This is a genomic window from Nocardiopsis suaedae (assembly GCF_027706745.1).
Taxonomy (GTDB): Bacteria; Actinomycetota; Actinomycetes; order Streptosporangiales; family Streptosporangiaceae; genus Nocardiopsis_A; species Nocardiopsis_A suaedae.
Window position 1 is genome coordinate 1 of the sequence record NZ_JAQFWP010000010.1, and the last position, 17,771, is coordinate 17,771.

Here is a 17,771-nt window from a genome sequence, read left to right on the forward strand (position 1 = left end):
GATGGTACTGCCTCCATGGTGTGGGGTGGGAGAGTAGGTTGCCGCCGCATTTTTTTGAAGGGGGGCGGGGTCCTTGTTGGGGCCCTGCCTCCTCTTTTTTGCGCGCATGCTTGTGAACATGTGAACAAGGTGGTTTGGTGGGTGTCGGCTCCGGCCGGGTGGCGGCCTCCTGTGGTGCGGGGGCGGGGCGGCGACGGTGTGAGCGGGCTGGTTCCCCGGTGCTGCTTGCCGGGTGGTAGGACCCTCGCGGTTCGGCCGGGCGCCTCTGAGGTGGGCCGATACCGCCTTGCCCTAGGGAGGCGGTTGCACCGCGTTCCCAGGGGCCTGGGTGCGGCGCCTCGTGTTGAACCTGGCCCCCCTGGAGGTGAGGTGGGGTAGGTGCCCCACCCCCCTCGCGGGCGGATGGACCGGGTATTGCAGGGTCTTTGAAAATCATGTCGCAAGCTCTCTTAGAGGGCTTGCGGCGTCGTTTCGTCGGCTTCTTGGAAAAGGTTTCAGCTGCATCGCGTCGAGAGTTGCTCCCAAGATCAACATCGCTCTGACCTGGACTTTCGGCGTTTCTTGGAATTTCTTTAGAAAGCCCTGGGGATCTTCCCATAAAGCCGCCGCGATCGCTTATCTTTGGTATATGGCGATCGAGCAGCACCCCGGCATCCCCGCCGGTTCTCCCGCAGAGGAGATCCGGAAGGGCCTGGCGGGCGTGCTGCGCGGGGTGGAGCGGGCCGTGGGGGCCGAGGTGGCCCCCGGCCACCGCGAGGGCCTCACCCAGGCGATGGCCGCTCTGGCCGGAGGCCAGGACGCCCTGGACCTGGCGGCGGCCCGGCTGGCCGCGCGGATGCGCGAGACCGGCGCCCTGGCCGGATCCGACCACTCCACCGTCACCGGGCTCCTGCGGGACAACGGTCGCAGCCTGGCCCAGGCCAAGGACATCGTCCGGGTCGCCCAGCACATGGACGAGTACGGCGACTCGGTCCGGGCCGCGGAGTCGGGGGAGATCGGTTTCGCGCACCTGGCGAAGATCGTGGCCGAGTGCGAGAACGCCACCGACAAGCGCCCCACCGGCGAGTACCCGGACGCGGCCGGGTTCCGGGCCAAGGCCGAGCCGATCATGCTTCAGGCCGCCAAGGCGGGCGCGGACAAGAGCGGGCTCGGGAAGATCGGCCGCACCCTCGTGTGCCGCATCTCGCCCAAGACGCACGAGGAGGAGAACCGGCGGGCCTACGAGGAGCGCAGGGCGCGGTTCGTGAAGAACCGCTTCGGGTTCACCTTCGATGTGCAGGGCGACATCGCCAGCGAGCACATCCTTGCCTCCGCCGTGGACTGCCACCTCGCTCCTCCGGGGGAAGGTGACGAGCGGACCATGGACGAGCGGCGGTTCGACGCTCTGATCCAGCTGTGCGAGAACCGGCTGATCGCGGAGGGCGTCGAGGTTCCGGTGCCCGAGGAGGGCTCGGACGCGGCCACGGCCCTGGCGGTCCCGCGCCCCTGCTCCTGCGGCGGGCGCAAGGGGGCCGGGCGGCCGCTGGTGAACATCACGGTGCCGCTGGCCGCCCTGCGGGGCGAGGAGGGGGCCGAGCCCGCGGTCAGCGACCGCGACCGGGTCCTTCCCGGCTCCGCCGCCCGGGCCTTCTCCACCGACTGCGTCCTGCAGCGGATCGTGACCGACCCGGTCTCGGGCAAGGTGCTGGACGTGGGCACCGCCCGTCGGCTCTTCCCGGACAAGGTCCGCCACGCGCTCGCCGCGCGCACCACGGTGTGCCAGTGGGAGGAGGGGTGCACCACCCCGGTCCGCTGGTGCGAGGCCGACCACCGGACCGAGTGGTGGGAAGGCGGCGCCACCACCGTGGAGAACGGCCAGATGCTCTGCGGCCGCCACAACCGGGAGAAGCACCGGCGCCGGGCGGAGGCCCATTACCTGGCCACCGACCGCCGCCCCCGCGCCCGCCGTGGCGGTACCTCCCACCGGGAGCCCGGGGGAGGGGAGGCCGGGCCGGACCCTCCCGGTGACTGAAGACCGGCCTTACTGAGACCCCCGCAGGGTCGGGCACAACCCGGAAGAAGCACCTCCGGCGGGACTCCTCCCGCTTCAGGGCGGTTTTTCCCGGCCCCTACTCCGAAAAGCGCCCGGGTTCTGCTACACCGCTCCCCGGGTGTGGAAATGCCGAACGTACCACCGCTGCCACGGGGTCTCCACGGAGCGCCGGTGGTAGTTCCTGCGGACGTATTCGACGGCCTCATCCGGTGCCAGGCCGTCGAGCACCGCGATGCACGCCAGGGTGGTCCCGGTGCGGCCGATCCCCGCCGAGCAGGCGACCTCCACGCGTTCGTCCGCGGTGCGCCGCCAAGCCGTTCTGAAGTGCTCTCCTGCGGCCCCGTCGAGGGGGAGCAGGAAATCCGGCCAGCGTACCCACACGCTCTCCCACGGCATCGCGGGAGGGCGGCGTCCTTGCAGGTAGAGACCGAAGTCGGGGGGTGGGCCGTCCGGTTCGGGGCGGCGCAGGCCACGGCCGCGGATCAGGCGCCCGGACGGCAGTGCCAGGACCCCCGCTGCCTTGGAATCCCACGTCGTCGGCATGGCCGAAACTCCTTTCTTCCGCCGGTGGGAAATCCGGCCGGATGGTGCGGATGTGCGGTTCCCGGTGCGCATTCGCTCGCTTTCGGAACGTCCGTCGCCATTGCGGGCGGTACGGGGGAGGGAAACGGGCGCCGGACGGGCGGGAAAGCGTCCCGGCCCAGGTGGCGGGCGTCCATTCCGGAGCTATGATCCATGCACTTCGCCCGCCCTTCGGAGGGGATCGCGATGGGCAAGCACGTGGCCGCGTGGTTCACCACCTTCGTCCTCGACATGGTCGCCGTTCCCGTTCTGGCCTACCTCATGGGGGACACGGGCGCCGTACTGGGCATGGCGGCGGGCGGCGTGGCCCTGGCCGGGGTGGCGGTCGCGGCCGCCGTGGACGGCGCCGTCGGTGCTGTCGCCCTGCTCCTCCTGGTCCCCGTGGGCCTGGCCGCTCCGGCCGGGGTCGTCACCTCCGCCGAGGTCGCCGCGGGCCGCCCCGTCGCCTCCGTGGTGCGGGGCGAGGAGGCCGGGTCCGGGACGACCGTCCCGCTGGGGGACCCCGGGGTGCGGTCCGAGGTCGGTGTACCCGGGGAGTCCTCGCCGTGCGCCGAGGACGCCGTCCTGGCCGAGGGGAGCGGGACCTGCCCGCCGACCGTCGTCTCCGTGCCGTCCGAAGGGGCCACCGGCGGCCCCGACGGCGGCAGCGAGGACGGCACTCAAGGGGGTGCTGAGCAGGGGGGCGCTGAGGACGTCGGCGGTACCGACGGTTCCGGGGGTACCGGCACCGGCGGGAGCACGGGCGAGGGGAGCGGCGGTACCGGCGGCGGACCGTCCCCGGGGGTGAGCACGGGGCCGTAGCCGCCGACAGCCGCCGACGCCGGGGCGGGCGGTTACTCCCTGGAATGGCTTGACCCGCTTTCGGGCGGTGTGGGTCGACCGTCTTCACCCACGGTGAACACGGGGCCGGGCGGGCCAATATGGGCCCCCGCCCTGTGAAATAAGAGTCCTGTAAGAATCGGCCGCTGACCATTCCCCGCGACATCGGGCGGCGGCGGGGCCGGGTATCGTGTTGGCGGGGTTTTCGGCGGTCTCCCCCGCAGCGCCGTTCCCCGCCCGAGATTTCTGCTGAACCGATTCGGCCCATGTCCGCGTCACACAGCGGTGGACACGTATGGGGGATCGAGGATTCCAGGGGGCCTCCAACTGAGTGACAGCACCAACGGCGCCGGCGACGAGCGGCGCCCTGAGACGCCAGAGAACGACGAGACCGCCGCGGGTGCCCCCGCTGAGCAGGGGGTGCCGGTCGACGCGGCTGCCGGTGACGTGCCCGAGAGCGACGAGTCCGCGAGCAGGGAGTCCGAAAACGGTGGGCCTGGGGAGTCGGAGGCCGGTGAGGCACCGGTGAGCGACGACAGCGACGACAGCGACGACAAGGGCGCGGACGCGGGCGACGCCGACGAGGGCGTGGGCGCCTTCAAGGACAGCGGCAGCTTCTTCCGGGACAAGGTCGCCCAGACCCTTGCCGAGCAGGGGTTCAGCCTGCGCAGTGACGGGACCTGGGATGACGGCGGCCCCGCGGCGTCCCCGGGCGGGGAGGCGGCGAAGGGCGCGGCCGAGGCGGACGACGAGGCCGAGCCGGTCAAGGCGGCTGACAAGGCCGAGGAGCAGGAGAGACCGGCTTCTCCGGACGCCTCTGACGCGCCCTCCGATGACTCCTCCGACGCGTGGGACCCGGAGAGCACCGCGGCGTTCGCCCCGGTGCTCGACGACCTCGACGACGATGACGCCCCTGAAGAGCCCGGCGGGGAGCCTGAAGCGGAGCCGCCGGCGGCAGAGGCCGAGTCCGACACGGCGGCGGACACGTCATCCGGTGCGGAGCCCGAAGGGGAGAAGGGCTCCGCCGCCGCTGATGAGGACCCTGAGAGCACGTCCGCCTTCACGCCGGTCTTCTCGGACGACAGCGCTGACGGCGCCGCTGCCGACACCGTTGACGGTTCTGCTGAGGGTGCGGACGGTAAGGGCGAGGGCGAGGCCGGGGGAAAGGCCGGGGACGGCGACTCCGGCGCTGCGGCTGCCGCCGCTTCCGAGGGCTCCCCCAAGGCGGGGGACGGGCCCGTCTACGCGATCCCCACGCCTCCTCCGGCTCCGGCGTCCGCGGGACCCTCCACCCCTGATCCCACCCCCACCCCCTCCTCCGAGTCCGAGGCGGAGTCCGGCCCCGCCGCCGGATCCGGCTCCGGCGGTACGGACGAGCCGCCGGTCACGGGTGCGCGGAACCTGCTCCGGGCCAAGGTGCCGGGCAAGGGCAAGGCGGGTGACGGCGCCGCCGCCTCCGGCGGGGCGGCGTCGGCCGCGGCGGCCGGTGGGCCCGGCAAGGGCAAGGGGGGGAAGGGCCCCAAGGGGCCGAACGGCCCATCCGGTCCGGGGAAGGGCAAGAAGCCCAAGAAGCCGATGTGGTTCCGGGCGACGCGCGCGCTGCTGATCACCGCGGGCGTTTTCATGCTGCTCGGCATCGGTGGGTTCGCGGTGGCCTACGCCTCCTTCGAGGTGCCCACGACGGCGAAGGCGGAGGCGACCGACCAGGGGTCGATCTTCTACTACGCGGACGGCGAGACGAAGTTCGCCGAGCGGGGTGTCGACCGGGACCCGGTCTCCTACGACGAGATCCCCGAGCACGTCCAGGAGGCGGTGATCTCCGCGGAGGACCGCGGCTTCTGGACCGAGCCGGGCGTGTCGCTCTCGGGCACCGTGCGGGGCGCGTGGTCGACGTTCACCGGCCAGCAGGTGCAGGGCGGGTCCACCATCACCCAGCAGATGGTGCGCAACTACTTCGAGGGCGTCTCCAAGGAGCAGACCATCTCCCGCAAGGTCAAGGAGATGATCATCGCCCTCAAGATCGACCGCTCGGACGAGTACGATAAACAGTGGGTGATGGAGCAGTACCTCAACACCATCTACTTCGGCCGCAACGCCTACGGCATCCAGGCCGCCGCCCAGGCCTACTACCACAAGGACGTGGGGGAGCTGTCGCCGGACGAGGCGGCGTTCCTGGCGGCCGCCATCCAGCAGCCGACCAAGTTCGGCACGGCCGACAGCGACACCACCCCCGAGATGGAGAAGCGCTGGAAGTACGTGGTGAACGGGCTGGTCTCGGAGGAGATCATCACCCCGTCGGAGGCAGACGGGATGGAGTTCCCCAAGCCCGAGGAGAGCCGCCCCGCCGAGGGGATGGACCTGAGCGGCTACAAGGGGTACATGCTCCAGCAGGCCATGTCCGAGCTGCAGGACCTGGGCTACACCGAGGACAACATCAACCGGAACGGCCTCAAGGTCGTCACCACGTTCGACAAGGGCCTGATGGACGCCGCCGTGGAGGCGGTGGAGAGCAACGTCAACGTGGACACGCTGCCGGACGGGGTGTACGCGGGGCTGACCGCGATCGACCCGGCGACCGGTGAGGTCGTGGCGTTCTACGGCGGCCAGGACTACAACGAGAACCAGTACGACAGCGCGTTCCGCGGCTCGGCGCAGGCCGGGTCGGCGTTCAAGCCCTACGTGCTGGCGGCGGCGCTGGAGTCGGGCAAGAGCCTGAACACGATCGTGGACGGCACGTCGGGCCAGTCGTTCAACGGGTCGGTGGTGAACAACTCCCATCCGGGGGGCGGTCCGCAGAACCTGATCGACGCCACGCGCGAGTCGAGCAACACCGGGTTCATCAACCTGGCGCTGGAGACCGGCCTGCCGAAGGTCGTGGACATGGCGCACGCGGCCGGCATCCCGAAGGACAAGATCACCGAGCAGCAGGCGGCCGCCCCCACGCTGGCGCTGGGCGTGTCCGATGTGAGCGCGGTCGACCAGGCGAGCGGCTTCGCGACGTTCGCCAACGGCGGTGTGCACATCGAGCCGCACGTGGTGAGGGAGATCATCGGCCCGGACGGGGAGAACGCGCGGCCGGCGCCCGAGGAGAACCGCGCCATGAAGGAGGGCGTGGCGGCCGACGTCACCTACGCCCTGCAGCAGGTGGTCACCTCGGGTACGGGGACCGCCGCGCGGCTCCCGGACGGGCGCCCGGTGGCGGGCAAGACCGGGACCACCGACTCCAGCGTGGCGGGCTGGTTCGCGGGCTACACCCCGCAGCTGTCCACGGCGGTGGGCGTGTACAACGGCAACAACCAGCCGTTCGTCCTGCCGGGGGTGGGCGAGGTCTACGGCGGCAACGCGCCGGCGTCGATCTGGCGCACGTTCATGGCCGAGGCGATGGAGGGGAAGGATCCCGAGCCGTTCCCGTCGCCGAGCTATGGGGGGACGACGGAGAACTACGCTCCGGACGTGCCGACGCAGGATCCGGACGGGGACCCGGGGCAGCAGCAGCCCGAGGAGCCCCAGCAGCCGGAGCAGCCGCAGCAGCCCGAGCAGCCGGAGCAGCCGGAGGTCCCGGCGGAGCCGGGCCCGACCGGCCCGGGCGGAGGCGAGACCCCGCCGGACGGCGGGGGCGGAGGCGAGACCCCGCCGGACGGCGGGGACGGAGGTGCGACCCCGCCGGACGGCGGCGGGGGAGGTGGTGACGACGGCACCTTCTTTCCCTGACCCGCCGCCCCCGGAACCGACTCCGGAGCCGCGCCCCTCGTAGGGGCGCGGCTCCGCCGCGTTCAGGGGGGTGTCAGAAGGGGCAGCCGCACAGGCCGCGCGGGTCGGCCGGGGGCTCGCCCCAGTCGGCGGTGAACGCCCGGGCGCCGGGGGTGGCCCCGGTCAGGGCGTCGGCGGCGAGGATGACGGCGGCCGCGGTCCAGGTGCTGCGCTCGACCGGCCAGTTGACCCGTTCGGCGAACTGGTAGCCGGTCCAGTAGGCGCCGTCGTCGGGGTCGCGCAGGTGGGCGATGTCGGCGAGCAGGCGGGTGCCGCGCTCGGTGTCGCCGACGGCGGCCAGGGCCAGGACGAGTTCGCTGGTCTCGGCGCCGGTGACCCAGGGCTGGTCGCTGACGCAGCGGATGCCCAGGCCGGGGACGACGAAGGTGTCCCACCGCTCGTCCAGGCGCTTGCGGGCGGCGGTTCCGCGCAGCGCGCCGCCGAGGACGGGGTAGTACCAGTCCATGGAGAAGCGGGACCGGTCGGCGAAGACCTCGTCGTGTTCGGCGACGAGGTGGCCGAGGCGGTCGGCGGCGGCCCGCAGGCCGGGGCGGTCGCGGCCGAGCCGGGCGCCGAGGGCGGCGGCGCAGCGCAGCCCGTGGTGGACGCTGGCGCACCCGGTGAGCAGGGCGTGGTCGCCGGGGGAGCCGTCGGCGCCGCGGGCCCACAGGATCTCGCCGCGTTCGGTGGCCAGGCCGAGGGCGAATTCGGCTCCGGCGGCCACGGCGGGCCACATCCGTTCGGCGAAGGCGGTGTCGCCGGTGGCCAGGAAGTGGTGCCAGACGCCGACGGCGGGGTAGGCGGCGTGGTTGGGCTCGCGGTGGTCGGCGGCGGTGCGGCCCTGGCGCATCTTGGCGGGCCAGGACCCGTCGGCGTGCTGCACCCCGGCCAGCCAGGTGTAGGCGCGGCGGGCGGCGCCGTGGTGGCCGGCGGCGGTGAGGGCCATGGCGCATTCGACGTGGTCCCACACGTCGAGGTGGCCGCCGGGGAACCAGGGCAGCGCCCCGCCGGGCTCCTGGCTGGCGAGCAGGTAGCGGGCGGAGCGCTCGATCTGGTCGGCGGTGAGGACGCCGGGGACCTCCAGGACGGTGGCCGGTGCGGGGGCGGGGCTCATGCGGGTCCCGCGTCGAGGGGCTTGCGGACGTAGACGACGACGCTCTTGCCGATGAGGGGGTTGAGGGCCTTCTCGGCGATCCGGGTGGTGGGGGGCGCCTGGAGCATGTCCCACACGAGCATCCGGTGGTAGGCCTGGACGGCGGGGTGCGCGTCGTCGTCGGTGCCCACGGCGCACTTGAGCCACCAGTAGGGGGCGTGCAGGGCGTGGGCGCGGTGGTTCGGGCCCAGGACGAACCCGGCCGCCTTGAGCTTGGCCTGGAGTTCGGCGCGGGTGTAGATGCGCACGTGGCCGCCTTCGGCGGTGTGGTAGTCCTCCGACAGCGCCCAGCACAGGCGTTCGGGCAGGAAGCTGGGGACGGTGACGGCGGCGATGCCGCCGGGGCGCAGCACCCGGTACAGCTCGGCCATGGCGGCGGTGTCGTGCGGCAGGTGCTCGAAGATCTCGGCGGCGATGACGCGGTCGAAGGAGCCGTCGTCGAAGGGCATGTCGAGGGCGTCGCCCTTGACGGTCTCGGCCTCGGTCTCCTGGGGCGCCTCCCCTTCGGCGCGCATGGCGGCGAACATGGTGGCCACGTCGGCCAGGTCGGCGGTGTTCTGGTCGAAGGCGACCACGTCGGCGCCGCGCCGGTAGGCCTCGAAGGCGTGGCGTCCGCCTCCGCATCCCAGGTCGAGGACGCGGTCGCCCGGGCCGACGGGGAACAGGGAGAAGTCGACGGTGATCAGTGCTGGCTCCTTCGGTTCGTTGCGAGGGCGGCGGCGTACCGGGCGGCGGTGGCCTCGGCGACGGCGCGCCAGGTGAAGCGCTTTTGGACGCGGTCCCAGGCGGCGCGGCCCATGCGGGCGCGCTCGGCGGGGTCGTCGAGGAGGGCGCCGATGCGGGCGGCGAGCTCTTCGGGGTCGCCGGGCTCGGTGAGCACCCCGGCGGCGCCGTCGGTGCCGACGACCTCGGGCAGGGCGCCGGCGCGGCTGGCGACCAGGGGGGTGCCGCAGGCCATGGCCTCGACGGCGGGCAGGGAGAAGCCCTCGTAGAAGGAGGGGACGACGGCGACCTCGGCGGAGGCGATGAGGCGGCCGAGTTCGGCGTCGTCGATGCCGTTGACGAAGGTGGTGATCCCGCGCAGGGAGAGTTCGTCGACGAGGGTGTCGGTGGGGCCGCCGGGTTTGGGGCGGCTGACGACGGTCAGCGACACGTCGCGTTCGGTGGCGAGTTTGGCGACGGCGCGCAGCAGGGTGGCGACGCCCTTGAGGGGGCTGTCGGCGCTGGCGGTGCACACGATGCGGCCGGGGACGCGCTCCCTCTCGGGGCGGGGGTGGAAGTGGCGGGTGTCGACGCCGAGGGGGACGACGTCGATGCGCGGGCGGTCGACGCCGAATTCGCGGACGATGTCGTCGGCGGAGGAGCGGGAGGGCACGAGGACGGGGTCGAGGCGGCGGGCGACGCGGCCCTGCATGGCGGTGAAGGAGTACCAGCGGCGCTTGGAGAGGCGCTGCCAGCCGCGGGCCTCCTCCAGTTCGATGCGCCGGTCCACGGTGATGGGGTGGTGGATGGTGGTGACCAGGGGGAATCCGGCCTTTTGCAGGCCGAGCAGGCCGTAGCCGAGGGTCTGGTTGTCGTGCACGACGTCGAATTCGCCGCGGCGGCGGCGCAGGTCGCGCAGGGCGCGCAGGGAGAAGGTGAGGGGTTCGGGGAAGCCGGCGGTCCACATGGTGCCGACCTCCAGGGCGTCGATCCAGTCGCGCCACTGGCGCAGCGGGGGCGTGGCGAAGGGGTCGGCGTCGTTGTAGAGGTCGAGGCTGGGCAGCTTTTCGAGGATGACGCCGTCGTCGAGTTCGGGGTAGGGCTGGCCGGACAGCACGGTGACCCGGTGGCCGAGGGCCGCGAGCTCCCGGGACAGGTGGCGGACGTAGACGCCCTGCCCGCCGCAGTGGGGTTTGCTCCGGTAGGAGAGCAGGGCGACGCGCAGGGGTCGCTGGGCGGGGGGCGGCGGGGTGTGCGGCATGGTCCTCGAACCCGTCGGGGGCGGTGGATGGAGCGAAAAGTTACCGAGCAGTTTAGTACGCGGCCGTCCCGCCCGATCTTAAGGTCCGCCCCTCAGGCCAGCGACGCGGCCTCGGGGGTGGTGAAGCCGTGCGGTGGGAGGTCGGCGCCGCCCACGGCGCGGGCGACCTCCCCGGGCCCGCTCCACCCGCCGGAGGCGTCCGCGCGCAGCACGGGGCCGATCTCGGGGGGCCGGAGCACCCCGATGACGCCGCCGTGCACGAGGAACACCTGGCCGGTGACGCCGGCGGCGGCGGGCGAGGCGAGGTAGGCGACGAGGGGGGAGACGTGGTCGGGCGCCAGCGGGTCGGGGCCGTCCTGCGGGGGCGGGCCGAACACCTCGGCGGTCATGGCGGTGCGGGCGCGCGGGCAGATGGCGTTGGCGGTGGCGCCGTAGCGGCGCAGGGCCTGGGCGGTGGCCGTGGTCAGGGCGGCGATGCCGGCTTTGGCGGCGGCGTAGTTGGGCTGGCCGGGGGAGCCGAGGAGGAACGCCTCGGAGGCGGTGTTGACGATGCGGCCGTGGACGGGGCCGCCCTCGCGCTTGGAGCGGGCGCGCCAGTGCGCGGCGGCGGCGCGGGAGGCGAGGAAGTGGCCGCGCAGGTGGGTGCGGACGACGGCGTCCCAGTCGGCCTCGTCCATGTTGAACAGCATCCGGTCGCGGACCACCCCGGCGTTGTTGACCAGCACGTCCAGGCGGCCGTAGTGCTCTTCGGCGGCGGAGAGGAGGCGTCGGCCGGCGCCGTCGGCGGCGGCGTCGCCGCCGAGGGCGCGGGCGGTGCCGCCGCGGTCGCGGATCTCGGCGGCGACCTCGTCGGCGCCCTGCAGGTCGGCCACGAGGACGCGGGCGCCGCCGTCGGCGAGGGCCAGGGCGTGGGCCCGGCCGAGGCCGCGCCCGGCGCCGGTGACGGCGGCGGCGAGGCCGTCCAGGCGCACGTTCGGCTCATCCATGTGCTCTCCTCCAGGTCAGGACCTCGGGCGGGGGGCCGGTCGAGGGCGCCGTCCGCACGGCGAGGCCGCGGCGTTCCAGCACCCGCAGGTGTGCGGCGGTCTCGGAGGCGGCCAGGCGGCGCTGGACCACGCCCATCGCCTCCCAGCCGCGGCTCCAGGGCAGCGCGGCGCACAGCTCCCACAGGGTGGCCGGGCCGCGCTGCAGGGCGGCGGCGAGCAGGTCGAGGCGTTCGGCGTGGTGGGCGGCGATGGCGGCGGCGCGTTCGGCCAGGCCGGTGAAGCGGGCCTCGTGGGCGGGCAGGGCCTCGACGTCGGCGGGGGCGGTGTCGGTGATCTGGGCCAGGGAGTCGAGGAAGGCGCCGAGCGGGTCGCGGTCGTCGGGGCGCCCGCCGGGCAGGGTGAAGGGGTACAGGCCGATGTGCGGGGTGATGCGGGGCAGCACGTGGTCGCCGGTGAACAGGCGGTCGGCGTCCTCCAGGTGGAGGCAGATGTGGCCGGGGGAGTGGCCGGGGGTCCACACGGTGCGCAGCTTGCGGCCGGGGACGTCGACGAGTTCGCCGTGGGCCAGCTCGGTGTCGGGGGCGGCGGGCGGGTCGAGCCGGGGGTCGGTGCGCGCGTAGGCGGCGACCTGGTCTTCGGGGGCCCCGGCGAGGCGGAGCTGGGCGGTCTCCAGGCCCGACCCGTCGCCGACCCCGGCCTCGGCGACGAAGCGGAGCATCTCGGCGTCGGCGTGGTGCATGGCGATCCAGCAGCCGGAGGCGGCGCGCACCCGCCCGGCGAGCCCGGCGTGGTCGGGGTGGAAGTGGGTGACGACGACGCCGTGCACGTCGGCGGGGTCGGACCCGGCGGCGCGCAGCCCGTCGGCCAGCGCGGCCCAGGAGTCCTCGTGCTCCCATCCGGCGTCGACGAGGACGGGGCCGCGGGGGGTCTCCAGGGCGTAGACGAGGGTGTAGCCGAGCGGATTGCCGGGGATCGGCACGGGGATGGACCAGACCCCGCCGCCGAGGTCTTCGACGGGCGGCAGCTCGCGGGGGAGGGGGCGCATGCGTCGCCTTTCGTAGAACCGAATTCGGTTCTAACTGTAGGCGCCGAGCACCAGGCCGCTCGTGGGCACCCCCGTGCCCGCGGTGACCAGGACGTGCCCGGCCCCGGGGACCTGGTTGGCGGCGGTGCCGCGGAGCTGGCGGACGGCCTCGGCGATGCCGTTCATCCCGTGGATGTAGGCCTCGCCGAGCTGGCCGCCGTGCGGGTTGACCGGCAGGTCGCCGCCGGGGCCGATGCGGCCGTCGGCGACGAGGGCGGGCGCCTGCCCGCGCTTGCAGTAGCCCAGCGCCTCCAGCTGCATGAGGACGTAGGGGGTGAAGTGGTCGTAGAGGATCGCCGCGTCCATGTCCCCGGGGCCCAGACCGCTGTCGGCCCACAGGCGCTCGGCGACGGCGGCCATCTCGGGCAGGGCGGCGATGTCGTCGCGGTAGAAGTCGACCATGGTCAGCTGCCCGGCGCCGGACCCCTGGGCGGCGGCCTCGATGACGGCGGGGGGCCGGGGCAGGGAGCGGGCGCGCCGGGCGCCGACGACCACGAGCGCGACGCCGCCGTCGCTCTCCTGGCAGCAGTCGAGCAGCCGCAGCGGTTCGGCGACCCACCGGGAGGCCTGGTGCTCCTCCAGGGTGATGGGGCGGCGGTGGAACCAGGCGCGGGGGTTGGTGGCGGCGTTGGCGCGCATCTGGACGGCGACCCGGCCGAAGTCCTCGCCGGTGGCGCCGTACTCGTGCATGTAGCGGCGGGCGGGCAGCGCCGCCCAGGCGGCGGGGGTGGCCAGCCCGGCGGGCACGTGCCAGCCCAGCTCCAGGGCCTGAGAAGCGGGGGCGCCGGTGGGGGCGCCGTCCTGGGGCACGGCGCGCCCGTAGCGGCGCCCGCTGCGCTCGTTGAAGGCCCGGTAGACCAGGACGACGTCGGCGGTGCCGGAGGCGGCGGCCATGGCGGCCTGGGCGACGGCGCCGCAGGCGGCGCCGCCGCCGTAGGGGACGCGGGTGAAGAAGCGCAGCGCCCCGGCGCCGATCTCGCGGGCGAGCGCGATCTCGGAGGTGGGGTCCATGGTGAAGGTGGCCATGCCGTCCACCTCCTCGGGGGAGATCCCGGCGTCGGCGAGGGCGTCGAGGGCCGCGTCGGCGGCCAGGCGGGTCTCGCTGCGCCCGGAGTCCTTGGAGAACCCGGTGGCGCCGATCCCGGCGATCACCGCCTTCGTCGCGGTCACGGCCTTCATCGGTCCTCCAGGTCGACGGTGGCGGTGACGTGCCGTCCCAGTGAGGTGGTGCCGCGCACGTCGACGCGGCCCTCGCGGGGGCGGTCCGTTCCGGTGAGCACGAGGGTGTCCCCGGCGTGGGCGGGGGCGCCCAGGCGCACGGCGATGCGGCGCACCCGGGCGCCGGGGCGGTGCGCGGTGGCGTAGCGCTGCACGAGGCCCTGGGTGGTGAGGATGTTGAGGAAGACGTCGCGCGCCCCTTGGGCGCGGGCGCGGTCGGGATCGTGGTGCACGGGGGTGAAGTCGCGGGTGGCCAGGGCCTGGGCGGTGACGGAGGTGCGGGTCAGTTCCAGCTCCAGGGCGGGCAGGGGGACCTGGTCGGCGGGGCGCCACCGGGGCGGCTCGGCGCCGCCGCGGGCGAAGTCGGCCCGGACGGGCATGCCCACGCGCACGTCGGCGGGGTCGGCGCCGGTGACGGCGCCGACGACGCGCACCCCTTCGGGCAGGTCGACCAGGGCGACGGCGAAGGGGGCGGTGCGCCCGGGGACCGGCGGGTGGTGGTGGACGGTGTAGCTGTGCACGGTGCCCTCGCCGGAGGCCGTGACGTGGTCGGCGGCGGCCGAGCGGCACGCGGGGCACAGGGGGCCGGGCGGGTGGCGCAGGGTGCCGCAGTCGGCGCAGCGGCGGATGCGCAGCTCCCCGGCGGCGGCGCCGTCCCAGAAGAAGGCGGTGTCGGCGGTGCGGGGGGGGGGCGGGGGCGGCGCTTCGGGGGTGCCTCCGGGGGCACTGCCGGGGGCACGGGGTTCGGGGCGGGTCGCCGGGTCGAACTTGAGCACCCGGAACGTCATGGTGCCGACGCGTTCTTCGCCGCAGTACCAGGTGGTGTCCCAGGTGAGGAAGTAGCCCCGGCCCATGGCGGTGGACTTGGGGCCGCGCAGGGAGGAGAACCGGGTGGCGGCGCGCGGGGTCTCGCCCATGCGCAGGGGGCGGTCGTAGGCCTGGGTGCAGTCGGTGGCGACCACGCCGGTGCAGCCGCGGGCGTCGAGCCCGGCCAGCACCGTGTCGACGGCCGAGGGGCGGGGGCCGCCGTCGGGGCCGGGCATGGTCCACACCTGCAGCATGGCGGGCGGGGCCAGGCCCTCGTCGAGGTAGGGGGCGGCGGTGTCGCCCATGGCCTGCAGCCAGTGCCGGACCATGGCCGCGTTGACGGGGTCGGGGGCGGTGCCGCCGTCGACCTCTCCGCGGGCGCGGGCGGCGTCGGCGAGATCCTCCATGGGGCTCCTCTCAGCGGGGGGCGCGCGGCAGGCCCAGCCCGAGCGTGGCGATGAGCTCGCGCTGCACCTCGTTGACGCCGCCGCCGAAGGTCATCACCAGCGCCCCCTTGGCGGCGGTGTCCATGCGCTCCAGCAGGCCGGCGGTGGCGGGGTCGGCGGGGTCGCCGAAGCGGGCGGCGGTCTCGGCGATGATCCGGGGGACCTCCTGCAGCCGTTCGCCGGCGTAGACCTTGTTGGCCGAGGCGTCGGGGGCGCCGATCCACCCGCTGCCGTCGCCCGCGGCGACCTGCCAGTTGAGCAGTTCGTTGACGCGCAGGTAGGCGTGGACGCGGCCGAGGGCGCGGCGGACCTCGGGGAGTTGGGCCGGGGGGCGGCCGCCGGGGCCGCGGGCGGTGTGGGCCCACTCCAGGAACCGGTCGAAGAGGCGGCCGATGGTGCCGGAGGGCCCCAGGGTGAGGCGTTCGTGGTTGAGCTGCTCGGTGATGATGCCCCAGCCCTCGCCCTCGCCGCCGACGCGGCGGCCGGAGGGGACGCGCACGCCGTCGTAGTGGGTGGCGTTGGTGTGGTGGTGGCCGTCGGCGGTGGTGATGGGGGTCCAGGAGAAGCCGGGGTCGGCGGTGTCGGCGATGAGCAGGGTGATGCCTTCGTGCCGGGAGCCGGGCGGGCCGGTGCGGGCGGCGAGCCAGATGTGGTCGGCGAAGTGCGCCCCGGAGGTGTAGAGCTTGGAGCCGTGGACGGTGTAGCCCCCGGCGCCGTCGGGGGCGGCGGTGGTGCGCAGGGCGGCCAGGTCGGTCCCGGCCTCGGGCTCGGTGTAGCCGATGGCGAAGTGCAGCTCCCCGGCGAGGAGGGGGGGCAGGAATTTCGCGCGCTGGCCGGGGGTGCCGCGGCGGAGGACGACCGGGGCGACGGTCTGCAGGGTGACCAGCGGGTAGGGGACTCCGGCGCGGGAGGCCTCGTTGACGAACACCTGCTGTTCGACGGGGCCCAGACCACGTCCGCCGTACTCTTCGGGCCAGCCGAGGGCGAGCATGCCGTCGGCGCCCAGGCGGCGCACCACCCGCTTGTACACCTCGGGTTCGTCGGCGGCGCGGTCGCGCTCGTCGGGGGGCACGCTGCGGGCGAAGTAGGCGCGCAGTTCGTCGCGGAGCCGTTTCTGGTCGTCGGTGAGGTCGATGAACACGGGCGGCTCCTGTTCTCGCTAGGCGCAGGCCAGGTCGCCGAGGGCGGCCAGGCGCGCCTCGGGGCCGCCGAGGGCGGCCGATGCCCATTTGGCGGTGGCGAAGTGCCGGTGCAGGGGGTAGGAGGCGTCGACACCCAGGCCGCCGTGCAGGTGCTGGGCGGCGTAAAGGGCGTCCAGGGCGTCCTCGGTGGCGAGCAGGGCGGCCGATTCGAGGACGGGGGCGGCGTCGGGGTCGCCGCGGTCGAGCCGCCAGGCCCCGGCGAGCAGGGCGGCGTCCAGGGCGCGGGAGGCGATGGAGATGTCGGCGACGCGCATGGTGACGGCCTGCAGTTGCGCCAGGGGGCGGCCGAACTGGTGCCGGGTGCGCACGTGTGCGCAGGTCAGGTCGAGGGCGGCGCGCAGGGCCCCGGAGGCGGTGGCGATGAGCGCGGTCAGGGTGCACAGGTGCAGGGTGCGGGCGGCGGCAGCGCCGCCGGGGAGGGGTTCGGCGCGCACGCCGTCCAGCCCGGCCCGGAAGGCGGGGATGCGGGCGCCGGTGTGCTGGGGGGCCAGGGTGAGGCCGTCGGCGCCGGCGGGCACCCGGGCGACGGCGGGGCCGTCGGGGGTGCGCACGGGCAGGAGCAGGGTGGCGGCCTCGTCGGCGTAGGGGATCCCGGCGGCGGCGCCGTCGACGCGCAGGGCTCCGGTCCCGTCGGGGCGGGCGTCGGCGCCGCGTGGGCCGGATGCGGGGACGGGGGCGGTGGCCGGGGCGCCGGCGTCGGCCGGGTCCAGCAGCGGGTCGAGGGCCAGGGCGGGCACCAGGGGCGCGGGCGCGGCGCGGGCGGCGGCCTCGCGCAGGACCAGGGCGGCGCCGACGGCGCCCTGCCGTGCGGTGGTGATGCCGGTGTCGGCCAGTGCGCGGCGCAGGCGGCGGGGGTCGTCCTCGCGGTCGAGGACCTCGGCGGCCAGGGCGCGCAGGTCCTCCTGGGACTCGTCGGGGGAGAAGTCCACGGGTCCTCCTCGAAAATCTAGAACAGATTCTAGATTGTTGCGCCCGGAAGGGGAAGGGTGTCCGCAATCCTCCGGTTAACACGGCCGCAACATCGCAAGATGAGGTCTTCTCCACAGTTGTGGAGAGCTGATCCGCTGGGGGATCCTTAGATAACGTGTTCTTGTGGACGGCAGCGAACGGGGAGGGGCACCGTGGCGGTTCAGGCGCCGGTAGGGATGCGGTCGCGGAGTCAGAACCAGCGCCGCAGGCGCATCGTGCAGACGGCCGCCGCGCTGGCCCTGCGGGGCGGCGTGGAGGCGATGCAGATGCGCACCGTGGCCGAGCGGGCCGGGGTGGCGCTGGGCACGCTCTACCGCTACTTCCCCTCCAAGATGGACCTCGTGGTGGCGGTGGTCACCGAGGAGCTCGACCTGCTCGAGTCGAGCATCGAGCGGCGGCCCCCGGCGGCGCCGACCGCGGCGGGCCGGGCGGTGGACGTGCTGATGCGCGCCACCCGCGGGCTCATGCGCGAGCCGGAGCTGGCCGACGCGCTGGTGCGCTCGCTGATCATGGCCGAGGTCAAGACCGAGCTGGGCCAGCGCATCACCGACCTGCTGTGGCGGGTCTCGGGCGAGGGGGAGGCGCCGGACGGCGAGCCGGACCGGGACGCCCCCGCCTACGTGCTGGCCGGGTCGCTGGCCAGCGTGTGGATCTTCGAGCTGCTGGAGGTCCTCAAGGGCCACCGGGATGTGGAACAGGTCCACCAGCGGCTCACGGTGACCGCGGAGCGGCTGCTGCCGGGCCTTCCCGAGGAGTAGAA

Annotated in this window: 14 protein-coding genes; 4 read left to right on the plus strand and 10 right to left on the minus strand. The window is 74.3% G+C overall.

From position 1 onward, the window contains the following. The first annotated feature begins 628 nt into the window (after nt 1-628). A complete protein-coding gene (locus O4U47_RS07260; RefSeq protein WP_270676842.1) occupies nt 629-2,011 on the plus strand; it encodes an HNH endonuclease signature motif containing protein in 1,383 nt (460 codons plus the stop codon). Between the two features lie 123 nt (nt 2,012-2,134). Here O4U47_RS07260 and O4U47_RS07265 read toward each other — a convergent pair whose 3' ends face one another. Further along, nucleotides 2,135-2,575 carry a protein-tyrosine phosphatase family protein gene (locus O4U47_RS07265; protein WP_270676843.1) on the minus strand — a complete coding sequence of 147 codons (441 nt, stop codon included), beginning with the start codon at nt 2,573-2,575 and terminating at the stop codon, nt 2,135-2,137. A gap of 192 nt (nt 2,576-2,767) precedes the next feature. On the opposite strand from O4U47_RS07265, the gene O4U47_RS07270 reads away from it, so the two are divergent. Further along, nucleotides 2,768-3,415, plus strand: a complete 648-nt coding sequence (locus O4U47_RS07270; RefSeq protein ID WP_270676844.1) for a hypothetical protein — start codon at nt 2,768-2,770, stop codon at nt 3,413-3,415. 438 nt (nt 3,416-3,853) lie between these two features. After that, on the plus strand, nt 3,854-7,144 hold the full coding sequence (locus O4U47_RS07275; protein ID WP_408638945.1) for a transglycosylase domain-containing protein: 3,291 nt from the start codon (nt 3,854-3,856) through the stop codon (nt 7,142-7,144). Nucleotides 7,145-7,217: 73 nt separating this feature from the next. Here the strand turns inward: O4U47_RS07275 and O4U47_RS07280 are convergent, their stop codons facing one another. The 9 genes from O4U47_RS07280 to O4U47_RS07320 form a co-directional block, all read right to left on the minus strand. Then, nucleotides 7,218-8,297 (minus strand): prenyltransferase, encoded by a 1,080-nt coding sequence (locus O4U47_RS07280; RefSeq protein WP_270676847.1) that lies wholly within the window; start codon nt 8,295-8,297, stop codon nt 7,218-7,220. Then, nucleotides 8,294-9,022: a class I SAM-dependent methyltransferase gene (locus tag O4U47_RS07285; protein WP_270676946.1), complete on the minus strand. Its 729-nt coding sequence runs from the start codon at nt 9,020-9,022 to the stop codon at nt 8,294-8,296. The genes O4U47_RS07280 and O4U47_RS07285 overlap by 4 nt, the downstream gene beginning before the upstream one ends. After that, a complete protein-coding gene (locus tag O4U47_RS07290) occupies nt 9,019-10,299 on the minus strand; it encodes a glycosyltransferase family 4 protein (RefSeq protein ID WP_270676849.1) in 1,281 nt (426 codons plus the stop codon). Before O4U47_RS07290 ends, O4U47_RS07285 begins: the two co-directional genes overlap by 4 nt. Nucleotides 10,300-10,391: 92 nt before the next feature. Then, complete coding sequence (locus O4U47_RS07295; RefSeq protein ID WP_270676850.1) at nt 10,392-11,285, minus strand: SDR family NAD(P)-dependent oxidoreductase; 894 nt, start codon at nt 11,283-11,285, stop codon at nt 10,392-10,394. Further along, nucleotides 11,278-12,330 (minus strand): MBL fold metallo-hydrolase, encoded by a 1,053-nt coding sequence (locus tag O4U47_RS07300; protein WP_270676851.1) that lies wholly within the window; start codon nt 12,328-12,330, stop codon nt 11,278-11,280. The genes O4U47_RS07295 and O4U47_RS07300 overlap by 8 nt, the downstream gene beginning before the upstream one ends. Nucleotides 12,331-12,360: 30 nt before the next feature. Beyond that, a complete protein-coding gene (locus O4U47_RS07305; protein WP_408638946.1) occupies nt 12,361-13,539 on the minus strand; it encodes a lipid-transfer protein in 1,179 nt (392 codons plus the stop codon). Between the two features lie 5 nt (nt 13,540-13,544). Next, a complete protein-coding gene (locus tag O4U47_RS07310; RefSeq protein WP_270676853.1) occupies nt 13,545-14,801 on the minus strand; it encodes an OB-fold domain-containing protein in 1,257 nt (418 codons plus the stop codon). 10 nt (nt 14,802-14,811) lie between these two features. Continuing rightward, nucleotides 14,812-15,981 (minus strand): acyl-CoA dehydrogenase family protein, encoded by a 1,170-nt coding sequence (locus O4U47_RS07315; RefSeq protein ID WP_270676854.1) that lies wholly within the window; start codon nt 15,979-15,981, stop codon nt 14,812-14,814. 18 nt (nt 15,982-15,999) lie between these two features. Then, on the minus strand, nt 16,000-16,971 hold the full coding sequence (locus tag O4U47_RS07320; RefSeq protein ID WP_270676855.1) for an acyl-CoA dehydrogenase family protein: 972 nt from the start codon (nt 16,969-16,971) through the stop codon (nt 16,000-16,002). Nucleotides 16,972-17,187: 216 nt separating this feature from the next. On the opposite strand from O4U47_RS07320, the gene O4U47_RS07325 reads away from it, so the two are divergent. Then, a complete protein-coding gene (locus O4U47_RS07325) occupies nt 17,188-17,769 on the plus strand; it encodes a TetR family transcriptional regulator (protein ID WP_270676857.1) in 582 nt (193 codons plus the stop codon). Nucleotides 17,770-17,771: the final 2 nt, after the last annotated feature.